The 19,732-nt window shown below is 37.3% G+C and carries 20 protein-coding genes; 4 read left to right on the forward strand and 16 right to left on the reverse strand.

Features of this window, described 5'->3' with window-relative positions; translation table 11 throughout:
- Positions 1 to 4 precede the first annotated feature (4 nt).
- From corA to QI30_RS18220, 3 genes are all read left to right on the forward strand, one after another.
- Positions 5 to 967 carry a magnesium/cobalt transporter CorA gene (corA, locus tag QI30_RS18210; RefSeq protein WP_126991998.1) on the forward strand — a complete coding sequence of 321 codons (963 nt, stop codon included), beginning with the start codon at positions 5 to 7 and terminating at the stop codon, positions 965 to 967.
- Between the two features lie 192 nt (positions 968 to 1,159).
- The gene (locus QI30_RS18215) at positions 1,160 to 2,470 is read left to right on the forward strand and encodes a globin-coupled sensor protein (RefSeq protein ID WP_126991999.1); all 1,311 of its coding nucleotides are present in this window, start codon (positions 1,160 to 1,162) and stop codon (positions 2,468 to 2,470) included.
- 106 nt (positions 2,471 to 2,576) lie between these two features.
- A complete protein-coding gene (locus QI30_RS18220; RefSeq protein ID WP_126992000.1) occupies positions 2,577 to 3,209 on the forward strand; it encodes a histidine phosphatase family protein in 633 nt (210 codons plus the stop codon).
- 122 nt (positions 3,210 to 3,331) lie between these two features.
- Here QI30_RS18220 and QI30_RS18225 read toward each other — a convergent pair whose 3' ends face one another.
- The 9 genes from QI30_RS18225 to QI30_RS18265 all read right to left on the reverse strand — a co-directional run bounded on the left by QI30_RS18225 (position 3,332) and on the right by QI30_RS18265 (position 10,994).
- Positions 3,332 to 3,817 carry an acyl-CoA thioesterase gene (locus tag QI30_RS18225; RefSeq protein ID WP_126992001.1) on the reverse strand — a complete coding sequence of 162 codons (486 nt, stop codon included), beginning with the start codon at positions 3,815 to 3,817 and terminating at the stop codon, positions 3,332 to 3,334.
- A 141-nt stretch (positions 3,818 to 3,958) separates the two neighbouring features.
- On the reverse strand, positions 3,959 to 4,348 hold the full coding sequence (locus QI30_RS18230) for a DUF779 domain-containing protein (protein ID WP_126992002.1): 390 nt from the start codon (positions 4,346 to 4,348) through the stop codon (positions 3,959 to 3,961).
- A 19-nt stretch (positions 4,349 to 4,367) separates the two neighbouring features.
- Positions 4,368 to 5,885: an acetaldehyde dehydrogenase ExaC gene (gene exaC, locus QI30_RS18235; RefSeq protein WP_126992003.1), complete on the reverse strand. Its 1,518-nt coding sequence runs from the start codon at positions 5,883 to 5,885 to the stop codon at positions 4,368 to 4,370.
- Between the two features lie 105 nt (positions 5,886 to 5,990).
- Entirely contained in the window at positions 5,991 to 6,353 is a 363-nt protein-coding gene (locus QI30_RS18240) for a DUF779 domain-containing protein (protein WP_126992004.1), read from the reverse strand.
- Between the two features lie 69 nt (positions 6,354 to 6,422).
- The gene (locus tag QI30_RS18245) at positions 6,423 to 7,130 is read right to left on the reverse strand and encodes an ABC transporter ATP-binding protein (protein ID WP_126992005.1); all 708 of its coding nucleotides are present in this window, start codon (positions 7,128 to 7,130) and stop codon (positions 6,423 to 6,425) included.
- Complete coding sequence (locus QI30_RS18250; RefSeq protein ID WP_126992006.1) at positions 7,130 to 7,906, reverse strand: ABC transporter ATP-binding protein; 777 nt, start codon at positions 7,904 to 7,906, stop codon at positions 7,130 to 7,132. Before QI30_RS18250 ends, QI30_RS18245 begins: the two co-directional genes overlap by 1 nt.
- A complete protein-coding gene (locus tag QI30_RS18255) occupies positions 7,899 to 8,840 on the reverse strand; it encodes a branched-chain amino acid ABC transporter permease (RefSeq protein WP_126992056.1) in 942 nt (313 codons plus the stop codon). Before QI30_RS18255 ends, QI30_RS18250 begins: the two co-directional genes overlap by 8 nt.
- A gap of 9 nt (positions 8,841 to 8,849) precedes the next feature.
- Positions 8,850 to 9,728, reverse strand: coding sequence for a branched-chain amino acid ABC transporter permease (locus tag QI30_RS18260; RefSeq protein WP_126992007.1), 879 nt, complete (start codon positions 9,726 to 9,728; stop codon positions 8,850 to 8,852).
- A 69-nt stretch (positions 9,729 to 9,797) separates the two neighbouring features.
- Positions 9,798 to 10,994 carry an ABC transporter substrate-binding protein gene (locus QI30_RS18265; RefSeq protein ID WP_126992008.1) on the reverse strand — a complete coding sequence of 399 codons (1,197 nt, stop codon included), beginning with the start codon at positions 10,992 to 10,994 and terminating at the stop codon, positions 9,798 to 9,800.
- Between the two features lie 243 nt (positions 10,995 to 11,237).
- Here QI30_RS18265 and QI30_RS18270 point away from each other — a divergent pair, with 243 nt between their 5' ends.
- Entirely contained in the window at positions 11,238 to 12,626 is a 1,389-nt protein-coding gene (locus QI30_RS18270; RefSeq protein ID WP_126992009.1) for a cryptochrome/photolyase family protein, read from the forward strand.
- Positions 12,627 to 12,702: 76 nt separating this feature from the next.
- Here the strand turns inward: QI30_RS18270 and QI30_RS18275 are convergent, their stop codons facing one another.
- From QI30_RS18275 to QI30_RS18305, 7 genes are all read right to left on the reverse strand, one after another.
- Positions 12,703 to 13,140, reverse strand: a complete 438-nt coding sequence (locus QI30_RS18275; protein ID WP_126992010.1) for a MarR family winged helix-turn-helix transcriptional regulator — start codon at positions 13,138 to 13,140, stop codon at positions 12,703 to 12,705.
- Between the two features lie 23 nt (positions 13,141 to 13,163).
- On the reverse strand, positions 13,164 to 13,919 hold the full coding sequence (locus tag QI30_RS18280) for an SDR family NAD(P)-dependent oxidoreductase (protein WP_126992011.1): 756 nt from the start codon (positions 13,917 to 13,919) through the stop codon (positions 13,164 to 13,166).
- 60 nt (positions 13,920 to 13,979) lie between these two features.
- Positions 13,980 to 14,582 (reverse strand): class I SAM-dependent methyltransferase, encoded by a 603-nt coding sequence (locus QI30_RS18285; protein WP_126992012.1) that lies wholly within the window; start codon positions 14,580 to 14,582, stop codon positions 13,980 to 13,982.
- Positions 14,583 to 15,119: 537 nt separating this feature from the next.
- Entirely contained in the window at positions 15,120 to 16,031 is a 912-nt protein-coding gene (locus QI30_RS18290) for a peptidylprolyl isomerase (protein WP_126992013.1), read from the reverse strand.
- A gap of 125 nt (positions 16,032 to 16,156) precedes the next feature.
- Positions 16,157 to 17,632 (reverse strand): HAMP domain-containing sensor histidine kinase, encoded by a 1,476-nt coding sequence (locus QI30_RS18295; RefSeq protein WP_233600630.1) that lies wholly within the window; start codon positions 17,630 to 17,632, stop codon positions 16,157 to 16,159.
- Positions 17,619 to 18,296, reverse strand: a complete 678-nt coding sequence (locus QI30_RS18300) for a response regulator transcription factor (protein WP_126992014.1) — start codon at positions 18,294 to 18,296, stop codon at positions 17,619 to 17,621. The genes QI30_RS18295 and QI30_RS18300 overlap by 14 nt, the downstream gene beginning before the upstream one ends.
- A 112-nt stretch (positions 18,297 to 18,408) precedes the next feature.
- On the reverse strand, positions 18,409 to 19,710 hold the full coding sequence (locus QI30_RS18305; RefSeq protein WP_126992015.1) for a cation:dicarboxylate symporter family transporter: 1,302 nt from the start codon (positions 19,708 to 19,710) through the stop codon (positions 18,409 to 18,411).
- Positions 19,711 to 19,732: the final 22 nt, after the last annotated feature.

Raw genomic sequence — 19,732 nt, forward strand, 5'->3', positions numbered from 1 at the left:
TACGATGATTCGAACTTTAGGTTTTACAAAAGACAATAACGTAGTGGCCGATTTTCCATTGGATGAGTTGCATACATTCGACTTCGACTGGTATTGGGTAGATTTTGATCAACCAACACCTACGGAAAATACGTACTTAGATACGGTATTTCACTTTCACCCATTAGCAATCGAGGACTCATTAATGCGTTTACAACGTCCGAAAATCGACTATTATGACGACTGCCACTTCCTTGTCGTACATAAAATGAATTCTATTGAATTAGAAGCAGAAGAAGTAAATATTTTTATCGCTAGCAACTTTATCGTGACATATCACAAGACGCCTGTTCCTGAGATTGAAACAGCGCGTAAACGTGTACTAAACCAACCTGGTGATTGGGAGCGCGGTTCTTATTACGCCATGTATCAAGTAGTCGATAAACTCGTTGATAGCTACTTCCCTATGGTTTATAACATTGAAGACCGCTTAAATGAAATTGAAGATCAATTAAATTACCAGCGCAATGCAAAGGCGATGTCCGATGTATTTGATTTACGTAGTGACTTATTACACATTCGTCGTATCGTACTCCCAATGCGCGACCTATTGTATCGCATCATGAACTCTGGCCGCCTCGGTTTAATTGGAGCCGAGCGTGCATACTTTGGCGATATTCATGACCATCTCGTAAAACTGACAGAAATGATTGAATCTAACCGAGAATTGACAGCTGACATGCGTGATAGTCATATGTCAATGAATGCTGTACGTATGAATAGTATTATGATGACTTTAACAATTGTATCGACCATCTTCATTCCATTGACTTTCGTTGCAGGAGTATATGGCATGAATTTCGATAACATGCCTGAGCTACATTGGCACTGGGGTTATTTCATTGTACTCGGTGTCATGTTTATCATCGCCGTTTCAATGATTTCTTGGTTCAAACATAAAGGTTGGCTCGATTTTTTCAAATTATAAATAGCTGAGAACTGTCTAATGGACAGTTCTTTTTTTATTTATACACATATTTTTTGTGAATTTTAAAGTTTTTTTGTAATTAATACATTAAAACAAATACTCCAACCGATATAACTAATGAAAATATACTTTTTTTAAAAGTTAATACAAAATTATCAACATTATTTTTACATAAAGATAGGAGACAATCTCTTGAGTATTTGGAATTTTTCAAAGCCGAAACAGCCCTCATCATATTTTGATTTAGACGCAGCGCTAAATGAAGTGGAGCTTGATTTATCAACATTCCCTGGTTTATCAAAGCAAGTAGAATTATTAAGTTTAACAAAAGAAGACTTAGCAATTATTTCTCATTTCAAGCAATATACAAATGAACTTGTACCATTAATGGTTAATGAATTCTACACCACAATTAGCAAAGCAAGTGAGCTTACATCAATTATTAATCACAACTCTTCAATTGAGCGTTTGAAAGTGACATTGACACGTCATATAACGGCAATTTTCAATGGGCAGTTCAATCATAACTATGTATTAGATCGTAAACGAATTGCACATGTTCATGTTGTAATTGGTTTACCATCAAAATGGTATTTAAATTCATTCCAAGCATTAAATAGTACGTTTATGACGTACTGTGCAGAACTTGGATTACCATTAGATGACTTTAAACGCGCAGTGAATGCATTTGCAAAAGTCATCAATCTCGAACAGCAAATCGTCATTGAAGCATATGATGAGGGGCAAGCAGATATACAGCAGCGCCACATTGATGAAAAAGCAGAAATTATGGTTTCTGTACAAAGTACTGCAGAAGAATTAAGTGCCATTAGTGAGGAAACAACTGCATCGATTCAATCTCTTGTAACACAATCTGAAGATATTTCAGATGCTACAAAAAAAGGGCTAAACTTCGTGAATGAAACCGAGCAAAAATCTGAGAATGGCACACGTTTACTCGTACAACAAAATGATTTAATGGCACGTATGTCGACATCTGTTAAACAATTAGATTCGACGATGGGGCATCTGCGTATTTCTTCACACAAAATCTCAGAAATCGTACGTCTCGTGACAGATATAGCTGATCAGACAAACCTTTTAGCACTAAATGCATCAATTGAGGCGGCACGTGCAGGGGAGCATGGAAAAGGCTTTGCAGTCGTAGCAGATGAAGTTCGTAAGTTAGCTGAGGAAACAAAAAGTGCTGTGCAAAACGTTTCTTCATTAATTCATGAAACCGAATGTAATATCGCCAATATGTCCGCGTCTGTTAAAGAAGTAGATACACAAATTTTATCTGGCGTTGAAATGCAAAAAGAATTATCCGACTCATTCCAAACGATTGCACGCGCTGTTTCAGGTATTAAAACAAATCACACATCGACAACAAATGATGTATCTAACATCACAATAATATTAGACGAAATTTCAAATGCGACATTCCAAGTGGCAGATTCTGCAGAACGCTTATTAGAAGTAGCAACAGAATTAACGGAATAATGCCACTGAAAAATCGTCCTCTTAGAAGGGCGATTTTTTTATTATTTTGACATTCTAAAAGGAATCTTCTATACTTGTTTGGATTTCACTTGAAAGGAAGGATGATATGGTAACGCTCTATATTACGCGCCATGGGCAAACCGAATGGAACGTCCAAGAACGTATACAGGGATGGTTTGATTCACCGCTTACAAATTACGGGAAGGATCAAGCAAACGCTCTGTGTAAACGCCTTAGCAGTACACCATTCATCGCTGCTTACTCAAGTCCAAGCGGCCGAGCTTTAGAAACGGCAAAATTGATTTTACAGGGTCATCAAACGCCTCTTTTTATTAAGCATGAATTAAAAGAGATTAATGTAGCAGAATGGCAAGGAATGCTCGTTCAAAAAATTAAACAACAGTACCCTGAAGCCTATGATAATTACATCCATCACGCCGAATGCTTTGAATCACTAGAAGGTGAAAATTACTACGATGTACTCGAACGTGCAAAAAAAATTATCGATAAAATTGAAGGTAAGTATGAGCAGGATGACAATATACTCGTTGTAACACATAGTATCGTTAAAAAAGTACTTATCAATTATTTCCTCGGACACTCGATAGACCAGCTTTGTGATTCGCCCCATATCGATGGCACAAGTTTAACAATTGTTCATCTTGAAAACGGGCATGCAACAATTGAAAAAGTTGGTTGTGTTGAACATATGCCACCAAAAACTAGATTTTCTCATTAAAAATAGATTGAGCGAGAACTTATTTCTAATAGGTTCGCAACAAAAAGAAGGAACCACGCTTATGGTTCCTTCTTTTTGTTAATCCTTTTATCGACTAGAATGAGTTTGTCCTAGCCTCTTTTTTAAAAGAATGAATGTGGCATTTCACGTTTTGCTTTACGATGTGCGCGACGTGCTGGACCCGATTCAAACAATCGACGTTCTTCATTTGTTTCTGGATAAACCGGGGCAACTTCTTGTGGTTTTCCATTTGTATCGACAGCAACCATCGTGACAAATGATTCTGTTGTTAGTTTAGTATCGCGTGTTTCAATATCACGAGCTTGTACCCGAATATAAATTTCCATTGAAGAACGCCCTGTGTTACTGACAACTGCTTCTAATTCTAAAATTTCACCCGAATGTACCGGCGCAAAGAAATCAACTGAGTCAAATGATGCTGTAACAGTTTGCATTTTAGCATGCTTCATTGATGTAACTGCTGCGATTTCGTCAATATAAGCTAAAACTTTCCCACCGAATATTGTATTCATATGATTTGTATCTGGTGGTAACACAAGATGTGTTTGCACCGTTCTTGATTGGCTCATTGGCACTGCTTCTAACATTGCAACCGCTCCTTCGTCTCTTTCATCTGTATCTATCATAAAACACATTCTGTATCATTTCAACAATTAAAGTTCACAAAATAGACTTTAATCTGTATTTATTTAAAAACTAATATTAATATAACAGAAAAAAGCAGTGGATCACCCCACTGCTTTTTCATTGGCAATAATTTGTTTCACTTCCGCATATTCCTCATCTGTAAACACACGAGCGCGTATAAGGAAACTTTTATTTTCGATGGATTCAATTGAAAATCCACTCCCAAAACTATCCACAACATCTAATACATGTTGTGTATGCTTCGAATAATTGTAGAGGTTTTCATGCATATAAAATGGCACGTCTCCATCCACATATCCAAGGAGTACATCGATTTGTCCTACTTTAAATTCATCCTCCAAAAAGCATAATGGTTTCGAACCTTCACAACAACCACCTGACTGATGAAAAGCTAGTCCTTTTCCATATTTATCTTTCAAAAAATGAATTAATTCAATTGCTTTATCCGTTGCAACAACACGTTCAACCATGTTGCTCTCTCCTTTCGGTTTAGAAGAAACCTTGAGGCTTACGGTTATAGCTAACTAGCAAGTTTTTCGTTTGTTGATAATGATCTAACATCATTTTGTGGTTTTCGCGACCGATACCTGATAGCTTGTAACCACCGAATGCTGCACCTGCTGGATATTGGTGATATGTGTTTGTCCATACGCGACCTGCTTGGATTGCACGACCTGCACGGTAGGCAATGTCACCTGAACGAGACCATACCCCAGCACCTAAGCCGTACTCTGTATCATTCGCAATTTCAATTGCTTCGTCGTAATCTTTGAATGTTGTAAGCGATAATACAGGGCCGAAGATTTCTTCTTGGAAAATACGCATTTTGTTGTTTCCTTTGAAGATAGTAGGTTGGATGTAGAAACCATTTTCTAATCCTTCTACACGATTAGCTTCACCGCCGACTAACACTTCCGCACCTTCATCTTTACCAATTTGTAAATAAGACTTGATTTTTTCTTGTTGTTCATTTGAGTTTTGTGCACCCATCATTACTTCTGTATCTAATGGATTACCAATTTTGATTGCTTTTACGCGCTCAATTGCACGCTCAATGAATTTATCGTAAATTGATTCTTGGATTAATGCACGTGATGGACAAGTACAAATCTCACCTGAGTTTAGCGCAAACATAACAAGACCTTCAATTGCTTTATCTAAGAATTCATCATCTTCATCCATAACATCTTCAAAGAATACATTAGGTGACTTACCACCTAACTCTAATGTTACAGGAATGATATTTTCAGTTGCGTATTGCATAATTAAACGCCCTACTGCTGTAGAACCTGTGAATGCCACTTTCGCAATTTTTTTGTTTGTTGCTAAGGCTTTACCTACTGTTGCACCAAAGCCATTAACGATGTTTACAACACCTGGTGGTAGTAAGTCTTCGATTAATTCCATTACAACCATAATCGATACTGGTGTTTGCTCTGCCGGTTTTAATACGACACAGTTACCAGCTGCTAATGCAGGAGCTAGCTTCCAAACTGCCATTAAAATCGGGAAGTTCCAAGGAATAATTTGACCAACAACGCCTAGAGGCTCTTGGAAGTGATACGCTACTGTATCATCATCTAATTGCGTAAGACTACCCTCTTGTGCACGAATAGCAGAAGCGAAATAACGGAAATGATCTACTGCTAATGGAATATCTGCATTTAATGTTTCTCGAACTGCTTTACCATTATCCCAAGTTTCAGCAACCGCAATTAATTCTAAGTTTTCTTCAATGCGATCAGCAATTTTATTTAGAATATTAGCACGTTCAGTTGCTGAAGTTTTACCCCAAGCTTCTTTCGCTTTATGTGCAGCCTCAAGTGCTAATTCGATATCTTCAGCAGTTGACTTTGCAGCTTTAGTGAAAACTTCACCTGTTACTGGCGTTACATTATCAAAATACTCACCCTTTACTGGTGCTACCCATTCACCACCAATATAGTTATCGTATTTTTCCTTAAATTGGATTACTGCGCCTTCAGTGTTTGGATTTGCATAGATCATTACACTATCCGCTCCCTTACGATTATTTTAAAACGTCAAATTCCCAGAATTTTCTGTTTCGTACATATATTATCTAACAAAAAACATATTTTTTCAAATAATAGGTCAATGGATTTCTGCTAATTCTCTTTCCTCATCTTCTGTAAAAGGTCGACTTCGTGTTAGAAATGCTTTTCCTAATTCTGCTTCAAGTGAAAAGCCACCCATCCCATTCGTAACATCGACAATGATTTGCGTGTGCTTCATATATTCATATAAGCTTTCATGCATGTAAAATGGAATATCCTCGTCTAATGTACCAAGCAATAAATCCACGCTGCCTTCTTTAAATTCACCCTGCTCATAGCACATCGGTGCAGTTCCATCACAGCACCCACCAGATAAGTGAAATACTAGTGCTCCATGTGATGCTTTTAATTCTTGAATAACAGTCAGTGCTTCCTCAGTTGCGATTACACGTTCTACCATTTTCATCACCCCTTATTTATCTTTACCCGCATTAAAAAAGGACAAGCATCATACTTGTCCTTTCTGAGTCTATAAACCACCTAAATATGCTGCACGTACTTCATCACTTTCTTGTAGTTCCTTAGCATCGCCAGATAATACAACTTTACCGGTTTCAATAACGTAGGCTCGCTGCGCAACTGACAGTGCCATATGTGCGTTTTGTTCAACTAATAAAATCGTTGTACCTGCTTCGTTAATTTCTTTAATAATACTAAAAATCGTTTGAACCATTAAAGGTGCTAGGCCCATCGAAGGTTCATCTAGCAACAATAACTTAGGCTTCGCCATGATTGCGCGACCCATCGCAAGCATTTGTTGCTCACCACCAGATAACGTTCCTGCAGACTGACTTTTTCGTTCAAGCAATCGCGGAAATAGCTCATAAACTCGTTCCATATCTCTTTTAATACCATCGCGGTCTTTGCGTAAATAAGCACCTAAATCTAAATTTTCCTCTACACTCATGTTTGCAAAAACACGACGACCTTCTGGTACTTGCGAGATGCCACTCTTCACAATTCCTTGCGCTGCTTTTCCTGCGATTGAGTTTCCGAGGTATTCAATTTTGCCTTTTTTCGGTTTTAATAAGCCAGATAACGTCTTAAGTAACGTTGTTTTCCCGGCACCATTTGCACCGATTAATGTAACGATTTCACCCTCATTTACTTCTAGTGATACTTCACGCAATGCTTGAATATTGCCGTAAAATACATCGATATTTTCAACTTTTAGCATTAAACCGTTACCTCCTCACCTAAATACGCCTCGATTACTTTCTTGTTGCTACGAATTTCTTCTGGTGTGCCTGATGCGATAAGTTGCCCATGGTCTAGTACATAAATTCGCTCACAGATTCCCATAACAAGTCCCATATCATGCTCGATTAATAAAATTGTTAAATCAAATTTTTTACGAATCAATGCAATTAAATCCATCAATGCACTCGTCTCTTTTGGATTCATACCAGCAGCTGGTTCATCTAATAATAAAAGCTTAGGCCCGGCAGCTAATGCACGTGCAATTTCAAGGCGGCGCTGCATCCCATAAGGTAAATTTTTTGCTAGCTCATCTTTATATTTATCTAGCTCGAAAATCTTTAAAAATTCGAGTGATTCCTTCTCCATTTTTGCTTCACCTTTGAAATAAGTTGGTAAACGTAATATTGAGCTTAGTACCGAATGATTTGCTAGAGAATGGTTCGCTACTTTTACATTATCAAGAACAGTTAATTCTTTGAACAGACGAATATTTTGGAATGTACGGCTCATACCACTTTTTGTTACTTGGTGTGGTGACATATTATTGGTCACTTTTCCATCAAACGTAATCTGTCCCTCTGTTGGTTTATATACACCTGTTAGCATATTAAAACTTGTCGTTTTTCCGGCACCATTTGGACCGATTAGACCGATTAGTTCTCCTTCAAATAATTCCATATCAAAGCCTTGTACAGCCTTTAACCCACCAAACTGAATACCGACATTTTCTACTTTTAAAAGAGAGTTACTCATGTGCGTCTCCTCCCTTGCGTTTACGTTTGAATAAATCTGTAATTTCTTTTGTACCCATTAAACCTACTGGGCGATAAAGCATGACAAGAATTAACACAAGGCTGTAAATAATCATTCGTGTTTCTGGGAAGTCTTGTAGGTAAAGTGAAATAATTGTTAATGCAACTGCCGCAATCACTGCACCTGATAGGCTACCAAGACCACCTAGTACAACATAAATTAAAATATCAAATGATTTTAAGAACCCGAACTGAGCTGGTTGAATGATGAAGAAATTGTGAGAGAATAAACCACCTGCAAGCCCTGCAAATAACGAACCAATCGCAAATGCGAGTACTTTATAATACGTGATATTAATTCCCATCGCATCAGCAGCAATTTCATCTTCTCGAATCGCAATACAAGCACGACCATGACGTGAGCGTGTAAAGTTCGAAATGACAATAATCGTAATTAACATGCCGAAGAATGCATACGTCCACGTTGTTTGTTGCATAACTTGCATCCCTGCCGCGCCACCAACATACTCCCAGTTTAAGAAGATAATACGGATGATTTCTGCAAAGCCTAATGTGGCAATGGCTAAGTAATCTCCGCGTAAACGAAGCGTTGGAATCCCAACGATTAATCCTGCAATCGCAGCTACAATAGCACCTGCAAGTAATCCAACGATAAATGGTAAATGTAGCTGCATCGTACAAATCGCTGAAATGTAGGCCCCTACTGCTAAAAACCCTGCATGGCCGATTGAAAACTGTCCTGTAATACCAATAACTAAGTGAAGACTGACAGCTAACATTACATTAATCGCAATCGTAATAAGTAAATTTGAATAATACATATCTAATTGACCACTTGAAATCATCACTTGAATAATTGCATAGCCAATAATCGCTATAATCGTGTAGATCCAAAATGTTTTTGAAATTTTCATCATGACCACCTACACTTTCTCGCGCGTATTTTTACCAAAAATACCCGCTGGTTTAAAGATTAAAATTAAAATAAGAATGATAAATGCTGCTGCATCGCGCCACATTGAGAAGCCAAGCGCACTAACAACTGTCTCCACAATACCTAGCACCATACCACCTGTCATAGCACCTGGAATACTACCAATACCACCTAGTACAGCTGCAATGAATGCTTTTACGCCAGGGATAATCCCCATTAATGGATCAATTTTTGTGTAGTATAAACCGAATACTACGCCAGCAGCACCTGCTAATGCAGAACCAATTGCAAACGTTGCTGAGATTGTATTATTCACATTAATCCCCATTAAGCGAGCAGCTTCCATATCATGAGAAACAGCACGCATTGCTTTACCAATTTTTGTTTTATGCACAATAAATTGTAGTAATAACATTAAAACAATTGTTGTGACTAGTATAATGATTGATTCTGAGCTAATTTGTGTACCAAAAACAGTAAATGTTTTTGAAATAACTGCATTATCAGGGTAAGCTTCCGGCTGTGCGCCGCGGAAGAAAATCGTCGTATATTCAATTAATAACGACATCCCGATAGCTGTAATTAACGCGGCAATACGCGTCGCATTACGTAAGCGTTTATAAGCAAGGCGTTCAATAACAACACCTAAAATAGAACAAATAATCATTGCGGCAAGTAGCGACGGAATAAATCCGATATGCCAATGTGTTAAGCCGTAAAATCCAACAAATGCACCAATCATAAAAACATCACCATGTGCGAAGTTAATTAATTTAATGATGCCGTATACCATCGTATATCCAAGTGCAATCAACGCATAAATACTACCAATTGATATACCGTTTACGAGTTGTTGAAGCCACTCCATAATTTTCACTCCTTTTTGTCAAATTAAAAAAAGGAGGACAAGTGCCCCCCTTCATAAAAGACTTGTCGCTTAAGGTTCCACTTTTGTTTTGAACACTTGTTTGCCGTCTTTAAATTCAAGAACTGTTGCCGATTTGATTGTGTTATGTTCTTCATCCACAGAAATTTCACCTGTTACAAGACTTAAATCCTTCGTCTCCGCTAATGCTTTTTGAATATCTTCACCTTTTGTTGATCCTGCTCGTTCAATCGCATCTTTCAACCAGTACACTGAGTCATAGCCAAGTGCATTGAAGGCATCCGGTGATTTATCATCATTGGCTTCTTTAAATGATTTTACGAATTTTTGGATTTTTTCATCTGGATCTTCTGCAGAATAGTGGTTTGTAAAGAATGTGTTATCAAGTGATTTTGCACCCGCAAGCTCAACAATTTTTGGTGAATCCCATCCATCGCCACCCATCATTGGAGCGTCAATACCAATTGAACGTGCTTGCTTCACAATTAAGCCTACTTCTTCGTAATAACCTGGTACATAAATGAAGTCAGGATTTTTTGATTTTAAGCGTGTAAGTGTTGATTTAAAGTCCGTATCTTTTGCTACATACGATTCTTCAGCCACAACCTTGCCACCATTTGCTTCAATTTGCTTTTTGAATGCTTCAGCTAAGCCTTTTGCATAGTCACTTGAGCTATCCGCAAAAATCGCTACGTTTTTCGCTTTCAAATCATTTGATGCAAAGTCCGCCGCAATTTTCCCTTGGAATGGGTCAATGAAGCATGTACGGAATGCATATTCATTTACAGCACCGTCGTCATTTACTGTTACTGTTTGTGAAGTACCTGATGGTGAAATAAGTGGCATTTTATTTTGGTCCGCTACTTGTACAGCCGCCACTGTATTACCAGATGTTGCTGAACCAATTTGCGCTACTACTTTTTCTTGTGTCGCTAATTTTAATGCCGCTGATGTCGCCTCAGAGTTTTCTGATTTGTTATCAATTTTTACTGCCTCGATTTTTTTACCATCGATACCACCTGCATCATTAATTTCTTTAATTGCAAGTTCCGCACCCTTTGAAATTCCCGAACCATATGATGCTACAGCGCCTGACAGCTCTAAGTTCAAGCCTATTTTAATTGTGTCACCATCTGATGACCCACTACCTGAACCTGAATCTTTCGAGCCACACGCTGTTAATGTTCCTAACAATAGTGCAGATGAAACAATCAATGCACCGTACTTCTTTAAATTGTTATTCTTCATTAAACTCCATCCCCCTTGCGCCGAATTTTATTTGATAATTCTGACTATTGATAACATAACTTTAAAATATGTTTTCTAATTCCATATTTTATATTCTAAAAACAAATAAGTAAACATAATTTTCTATTAATTCTAAAAATTAAAAAAATAATATATTAGCGTTTTTTCTAGAATTTAACTGTTTTTTCTAGAATTTAACGTTCGAATGATTTATTGCTATAATTAGATAAAGGAGGTTTCACAATGACAAAAGCGTTAATGTGGTTTCGTTATGATTTACGGTTGCATGATAATCTAGCATTACTTGCTGCAAGCGACTTTGATGAAGTCATTCCTGTGTTCATCTATGAAAAAACAAATTCAGCTGCTACTGCCTCTGATTGGTGGCTACATTATTCATTAGAAGCACTAGCAGAATCAATTAAATCATGTGGTGGTTCACTTATTATACGCCAAGGAAATCCACAACTCATTATTGAAGAATTGATGAATACATTCCAAATAGATGCCCTATTTTTCAATCGTAGTCTCCTACCTAAAGATGTACTACTTGAACAAGAACTCGTTGAAAAATATTCTACTAAAACAACATATGTGAAGTGTTTTGATGATCGATTACTATTTTATCATCATAAGATTGTTACGAAGAATCAGACACCATATAAGGTATTCTCGTCTTATTGGAAAATAGCAAAGTTGCAATATATTACTTTTCCACAAAATAAAAATAGTACTTTTTCGAAAGATACATTTGATTCTTTGGCATTAGATGACTTAAAATTAATCGATAATCATCATTGGATGAAAAAATTTGGAGCATATTGGACTCCTGGCGAACAGCAAGCCATTCAAAAATTTGAGGATTTTATCGAACAAGATTTAGCTTCTTATAATAAGCTGAGAGATTTCCCAGGAAAGCAGGGAACGTCTGATATTTCTCCTTATTTAGCTTGGGGGAATATTAGTATTCGCTCGATGTGGTACCGTGTAAAGCGATTTATTGATGAACAGCCAGAACATGCAGATGCTGCTGATAGCTATTTAAGACAACTAGCCTGGCGAGACTTTGCTTATGAACAGTTAGCACAGTTTCCTGACCTTGACCGTATTCCTGTGCGTAAAGCCTTTCAGCATTATCCTTGGGCTTTCAATGAAGACTTATTCACAGCGTGGAAAACCGGTCAAACTGGTTACCCGCTAGTGGACGCTGGGATGCGTGAACTGTGGGAGACTGGCATTATACACAACCGTGTTCGAATGGTTGTAGCTTCTTTCCTTGTTAAACATCTACGCATCCCTTGGCAGTACGGCTATGACTGGTTTAAAGAAACGCTCGTCGATTTTGATACCGCAAATAATGCGATGGGATGGCAATGGGTTACCGGTAGTGGTATTGATGCTGCGCCTTATTTCCGCGTTTTCAATCCTACTGGACAAGCTCAAAAATTTGATAGTGGCGCTTTTTACATTAAACGTTGGATTCCAGAGCTAAAGGATGTTCCACTTGATGTTATCCACAGCCCTGAAAAATATGTAGCAGCGCATCAGATAAGTTATCCACAGCCAATTGTGGACCATGCAACAGCACGAAAGCTTGCGCTTGAAGGCTTTGAGCATATTAAAAAACATTAAAAAAGCAGGAATCGCTCATCGGCGGTTCCTGCTTTTTTATACGCAGACATACGATTATTTGCGCTGTCTTTATATATTATTTTTCATTACGTTGAATAGCTGCTGCAAGGAGTTTATCTTGAATATTAACATATTGTTCGATTTCTTCGTCTGTCAGTGCATCGAATAATTCTGTTTGAAACTCGCGACCAAATGCTTGAGCTTCATTGAATACTTTCAGGCCTTCTTCCGTAATATCGAGCAATACATGGCGACGATCATCATCGTTATATTTACGAACTGCATAACCTGCTTTTACAAGTTTATTCGAAATATTCGTCATAGCGCCAGGTGTACAGCCAATTTTATCTGCTAATACCGTTTGCTTTTGCGCACCACTATTTCTCAATTCAGCTAATACAAGGACAGGTGTTACACCAATTTTATGAGGGAATCGTTTCATAAAGTAAACGATGTTCGAATTGTTGATGATTTCTGTCGCATGAATGAGTTGAAAGATGTTTTTGTTTTTCAAAACTATGCCTCCTTCTCGCATAACTATCGAAGCATAATTGAACCGCCATCCGTCATGATTGTTTGACCAGTAATGTATTGAGAATCTTCAGAAGCTAAGAATACTGCCACGCGACCGATATCTTGTTCAACATCGCCAAAACGACCTAATGGAATTTTGTTTTTTACTGCTTCATAGTATTCAGGTTGAGCTTTAGACCATGCTTCAACGCCTGGTGAATAAGCAATTGGGCTAATCATATTAACGTTGATGCCAAATTGACCCCACTCATTTGCAGCGACACGTGAAATACCACGAATTGCTTCTTTTGCTGCTGCATACGCGCCTTGAGTTGGATCGCCTTTTAACCCTGCACCTGATGCGAAGTTAATAATATTACCTTGTGATTCTTTTAAGTAAGGGAATGCTGCTTGCATTAAATAGAAAGTTGGATAAAAACCTGTACCGAATGAAAGATCGATATCTTCTTGTGTTGTTTCCATTAATGGTTTTTGTTTTGATGCATGTGCATTATTTACTAAGACATCTAGTTTACCATATTTTTTAACAACTGTTTCGACGATGTTTCCTAAGTTATCTCGATCCATTAAGTTTGCTTGCATGAACATAGACTCTGGAGAATATTGTTGTAGTTCTTTCTCCATTGCTTTACCAGTTTCTTCGTTTAAATCGACGATTGTTACGATAGCGCCTTCTTTAACCATCGCTTTCGCCATACCGCTACCAATGCCACCTGCTCCACCTGTGATGATGACTACTTTATTCTCTAATTTACCCATTCAAAACACTCCTTAATGTTTAATTAATTATATTTTAACATTAAAATATTTAATTTTAAACTAAAAAGAATTTCGCTCATAAATTAACAAACGATCATTCGGTGACATAATCATTTGTGGAGGCATTAGCAGTTCTTTTACAAACTGAAAAGACGACCAATCTAATAAATCAACGTATTCGAACATTGGAAAATAAACGATAATTTTCATATTCCGAGGATAACGTTCATAGGACTTATTGATATTTGCTAATACCTTCTCAAAAACCGCAGGGCTAAATGGATTAAAAAAGAAGAAAATAGAATCCGTTTTTTGAATACGATAATTTTGTGCTAATTGATGATGAAAGGTAATCTCTTTTTCGCCATACTTTTTACAATATAAATGTCGATTCATATTTGCTACTTCAACACATAGCTCGTCATATTCAATTCCTGTCACTGGAATACCCCAGCGGTAATTTGCATAAATAGCAACGCGTCCTTTACCACTTCCAAAATCCACAAAACTATCTTCATCTTTTACCTCTACCTCATTTGCAAGTAACTCTAACACACTGTAGGCAGTTGGTTCATATGAATGATTGTCTGCAAGGTGAATTGCTAATGGCTCATCTGCCGTTGTTTGAATACCTAATATTTTTTCAAATTGATAATCGCTCATGTGATTCACCTACCCTTTTTTTATTGATTATATACGAAAAAACCCATCTATACATCGGTGTGCTTTCCGATGTAAGATGGGTTTTTCAAGCGTAAATATAAGTTGGGTGGGTTATTCCTGCTTATTAGCAGGTATGAAAAAATAGGCTACTCGCTGTCTTCGATGACGAGTCGATTTCTTTGAGTATTCTTTTAGCAGTGTGTGGACATACACTACTGAAAGATGGATGAATAATCAACTAGAGTGTGCGGAAGTCATACTTAGTGGACATTAAGTAGACTAATCTAGCAATTATTCAATTGGATAGAACGAAATATGGCTTCTTCAGGACTCACAAGGAGACCTCATATTTCTATAATCATTACATTGTCAAAGCATAGAATTTATAAGAGTGGACAGTCCTATAATTTGTACACTTTCACTAAGCAAGAAACCTCGTTGTTTCAATGCCGATACATAATGATTATTTTTTCTATATAAGGGCGACACTACTCTTTGTAGCAGGCACTACGTAGATACTAGTAGTCGCCCAGGGAATTATTCTTCAGTTGTTGATGTTGTTGCTAATGTGTTATCGATATCATAATCTTTTTCTAAATCTGCTAACCAAGTTGAGTAGTTCGCATTCATTTGCTCATTTACATAAGCTGTACGAACTTCGTCTTTCACATCTGCATATGTTGCTTCCTTAGCTGATTTGATACCTGTCACTTTAATAATGTGATAGCCATATGAAGATTTTACTGGATCACTGATTTCTCCTTTTTTCATAGAGAATGCCGCATCAGCAAAGTTCTCATCCATTGATGATTTATCAAAATATCCCAGGTTACCACCATCAGAAGCGTTGCTTGTATCTGTAGAATATTTCTTCGCTAATTTATCCCAATCACTGCCATCAGCAAGTAATTTGGCAACTTTTTTCGCTGTCTTTTTATCTTCAACTAAAATATGACTAGCTTTCACTTGTTTTGCTGTATCGTATGAAGATTTATTTTCTTTGAAGTATGCTTTTAATTTTGCATCTGTAATTTCTAATGCTGGTTCCATTAGTTTTTGTGTTTGAATGTATGTTTTCACGCTTTCTTCAAAATCATCCATTGTCATATTACTTGATTCTAGTGCAGATTCTAATCCTTCAGTGCCACCATATTGTGTTGCCTGAGTTTTTACTTCTGCATCAATTTCTTTTTGTGTAACTGTCACATCTTGTTTCTTCGCTTCTTGTTCAATGACACTCGTTGTAATTAGTGATTGAGCGACTGTTGAACCATATTGTTTTTGCATTGCTTCGTTTAATTCATCTTGCGAAATCTTCTCATCACCAACCTTCGCGACATAGTTACTGCTATTGCCAATTAGTGCATAAACAATTACACCAACTACGATGACTGCGGCGATAATACTTGTTATAACAAGCCCTTTTTTCTTTTTAGGCTGCTTATTCATTTGGTAAAACTCCCTTCACTTCCTGTCTTTCGATACGTTTATTATATGAAGTGAATGTGTCAGGTAAATGTCAGCGAAAAAATAAAAAAAAGAGATTCATATTGATTACCTAAATCTCTTTACTATTATTCTGTTGTTTCTGAAATCACTTTTGGTAACGTGATTTTAAATGTTGTACCGTTTGTTGTACTTGAAATAAGTTGTAAATCTCCTTGAAGGGACTGGGCCATCATTTTACTTAATGCGAGACCGAGACCGAGACCACGAACTGCATACTTTTTATTTTCACCGCGGTAAAAGCGCTCAAATATAAAAGGCTGCTCTTCTATAGGAATACCTTTTCCTGTATCTGCAACAAAAATTACAATATCCTTTTCTTCATCTTGCATGGTTAATTGGATATGGCCGCTACCTTCCATTGCTTGCTTTGCATTCGTTAAAAGATTCGTCAAGATTTGCTGGAAGCGAACACCATCTAATTGTACAGTTCTTTCCTCAGGTAAGATTTCCACATCAACCTGTACGCCTTTTTCTGGCTGTGACATCAACCATTGTACAACAGACTCTTGTACATAATGATTAATAGCGTATGGCTGAATGTGTACTGGAATAGCATTCACTGCAAATGAATTAAATGCGAGCAAGTCACCTACCATTGTTTTGAGCTTTGTCGTTTCATTCAATGCCATTTTCACAAACTCTTTTTCATCTTCTCCTGTCACAACGCCGTCCTTCACAGCTTGTAATAAGCCACTGATCGATGTGACAGGTGTTTTCAGTTCATGTGTTACACCTGCCAGAAGTTCCGTACGTGTTGCCTCGAGTTGCTTTAAACGTGCTGCCATATCTCGGAAGGATTCAATTAAATCATACACTTCTTTTTCCTTCACATCATTGGCGAGTGCCACATTATAATCACCGCTTTGAATTTGTTGGGCGGCCTGTGCAACATCTTTAATCGGTTTTGATAATCGTCGTGATAATAAATAGATGGCGATTGTTCCAATAAGAGCAAGTGCAATAATGATGGCCGCAAGTTGTGAGTATTCCTGGTCGACATGTGCTAGATTTTTTTTAGATTCTAGTAAGACCACATAGCCGACCGTTTTTTTATTACTGTTAATTGCTTTTTTAACTGCATAGTAGCTGTCATTATTTAATTGAACTTTTATAATATCTTTCTTGCTAGCCATAATCGTTTTAGGCAATGTCTGCTCAAATAAAGATTCTGGTGGTGCTGGTAAATTTGGCTGCGCTTCATTCATTTTTTGCGGCGCATTTTTTGGCTCATTACTCGAAATAATATTCCCTGTTGCATTCACTAAATAGATTTTAGGATTAATTCCTAAATTCGCTAAGGGTGTACGCTCCCGAAATATACCAGGCTGTGCTTCTTCACTCGTAATACTTTCTGTAATTCGACTAGCCATTTCATCTGCTACTACTTCTAACATGTCTACGCGGTTTGTCATCGTGTTATGACGTAACCATGTAATGGATAGGATGAATACAACAAGTAAACCAATAATCAGCGCTGCTAAATAACGCAGTGTCCAATAACGTGCCAGTGGAACACGCTTCATTTCTTTATTTTTTGACACTAAATTGATACCCCAACCCACGTAATGTTTTAATTTCGCCTTGTTCCTCAGGCCAGTCCTGTAATGATTTACGAAGACGTTTTACCGCTAAATCCACTGCACGGTCACTTCCGTCGTATTCCCAGCCCCACACTTTGTCGATTAGTTGATCGCGTGTAAAGGTTTGGTTTGGATTTTCTGCTAAAAAGATAAGCACCGATAAATCCCGAGGTGTTAGTTCTACTTTATAACCGTTTAATGTAACATCATGTGATTGTAGATTAATTTCAAGTGCCCCGAATTGTTTTGTTGGCCCACTATCTGCTATTGTTCGGCGTAAGACGGCTTTGACGCGTGCCACAACTTCTTCTGCCTCGAATGGTTTAGCGATATAATCATCTGCACCTCCATTAAGACCATCCAAGCGATAATTCACATCACCAAGTGCTGTCAGCATAATGACGGGGCATTTACTCACTTGTCGAATTTCCTCAAGAATTTGCCAACCATTTTTTTCTGGTAACATGACATCAAGTAACACTAGATCTGGATTCCATGAATGAAATTTTTGCATAGCCTCTGTTCCTGTATAAGCTTGCTCCGTTAAAAATTGCACTTTTGTCAAATACGCTTTGAGTACTTGACTGATGGCAAATTCGTCTTCTACAATTAAAATTTTTTCCATCTATATCCCACCTTTTTTATCGTGCATTTATTCTAGCATCACTTTATGTCCACTGCATGTCAATAAATGCATAAAAAAAGAGCTCAGGCCGAAGCCCAAGCTCTTGGAATTGTTATTTCTGTTTGGCTGCAAGTTCAGCTGCTTCATTTTCAAAGTAATTGTTGTACTTATCCATATCAAGACGGCCTTCCCATTTCGCCATAACGAATGCTGCTAATGTGTTACCACATACGTTAACTACTGTACGCATCATATCTAGTAGACGGTCAACACCAAGAATGAATGCTAAACCTTCTAATGGAATACCTACCGCGCCAAGTGTTGATAAAAGAACAACGAATGATACGCCTGGTACACCTGCGATACCTTTAGAAGTAACCATTAATGTTAGAACTAAAATAATTTGTTCAGTTAATGTTAAATCAATATTATACATTTGAGCAATAAATAATGCTGCAATTGCTTGATATAAAGTAGAACCATCTAGGTTAAATGAATAACCTGTTGGAATAACGAATGAACCAATATCTTTTGGTACACCGGCTTTTTCTGTTTTAATCATAATACGTGGTAATACAGATTCCGAACTTGAAGTTGAGTAAGCTAAAATTAACTCATCTTTCATAATTTTAATAATACGGAACATGCTAACCCCAGCAATTTTCGCTATAATACCTAATACGACAACAATGAAGAAAATCATTGCGAAGTATACAAGAATCATTAATTTACCTAATGGAATTAATGAAGATAAGCCAAATGTTGCTACTGTATTAGCGATTAATGCAAATACACCGATTGGAGCAAATTTCATAATTGTATTTGTTACCCAGAACATTGCATCTGCTACACCTTGTGCAAATGCTAATACTGGTTTACCTTTATCGCCAATTGCAGCTACTCCAAGACCGAACAACACAGAGAAGAAGATGATTGGTAACATATCTCCATTTGCCATTGATGACACGATGTTTGTTGGTACGATGCTAACAATTGTATCCATGATACCGTGATGCTCTTCAGCCATTTTATGTGATGAATCAACATAAGATGAAATATCACCTTTTGATAACTGACTCATGTCGATGCCTTTACCGAATTTTGTAATGTCAGCTAAGAAAATACCTAAGATAATCGCAATTGTCGTAATGATTTCGAAGTAGATTAATGTTTTAAGACCTAATTTACCTACTTTTTCTAAACTACCTTGACCCGCTACACCTACGATTAATGTAGAAACAATGATTGGCACAACGATCATTTTGATCATGCTCATGAAGATTGTTCCTAGTGGGTAAACATATTTCGTAATGTTTTCGTTACCATAAAAAATGGCACCCACGATAATACCTAGGATAAGACCGATTAAAATTTGCCATGCCAGGCCTAATTTTTTACGTTTTTTCTTCTCCATCTATGAAGCCCCCTTTGAGAGT

The sequence above is a fragment of the Candidatus Kurthia intestinigallinarum genome (genome assembly GCF_003991225.1).
GTDB lineage: Bacteria > Bacillota > Bacilli > Bacillales_A > Planococcaceae > Kurthia > Kurthia populi.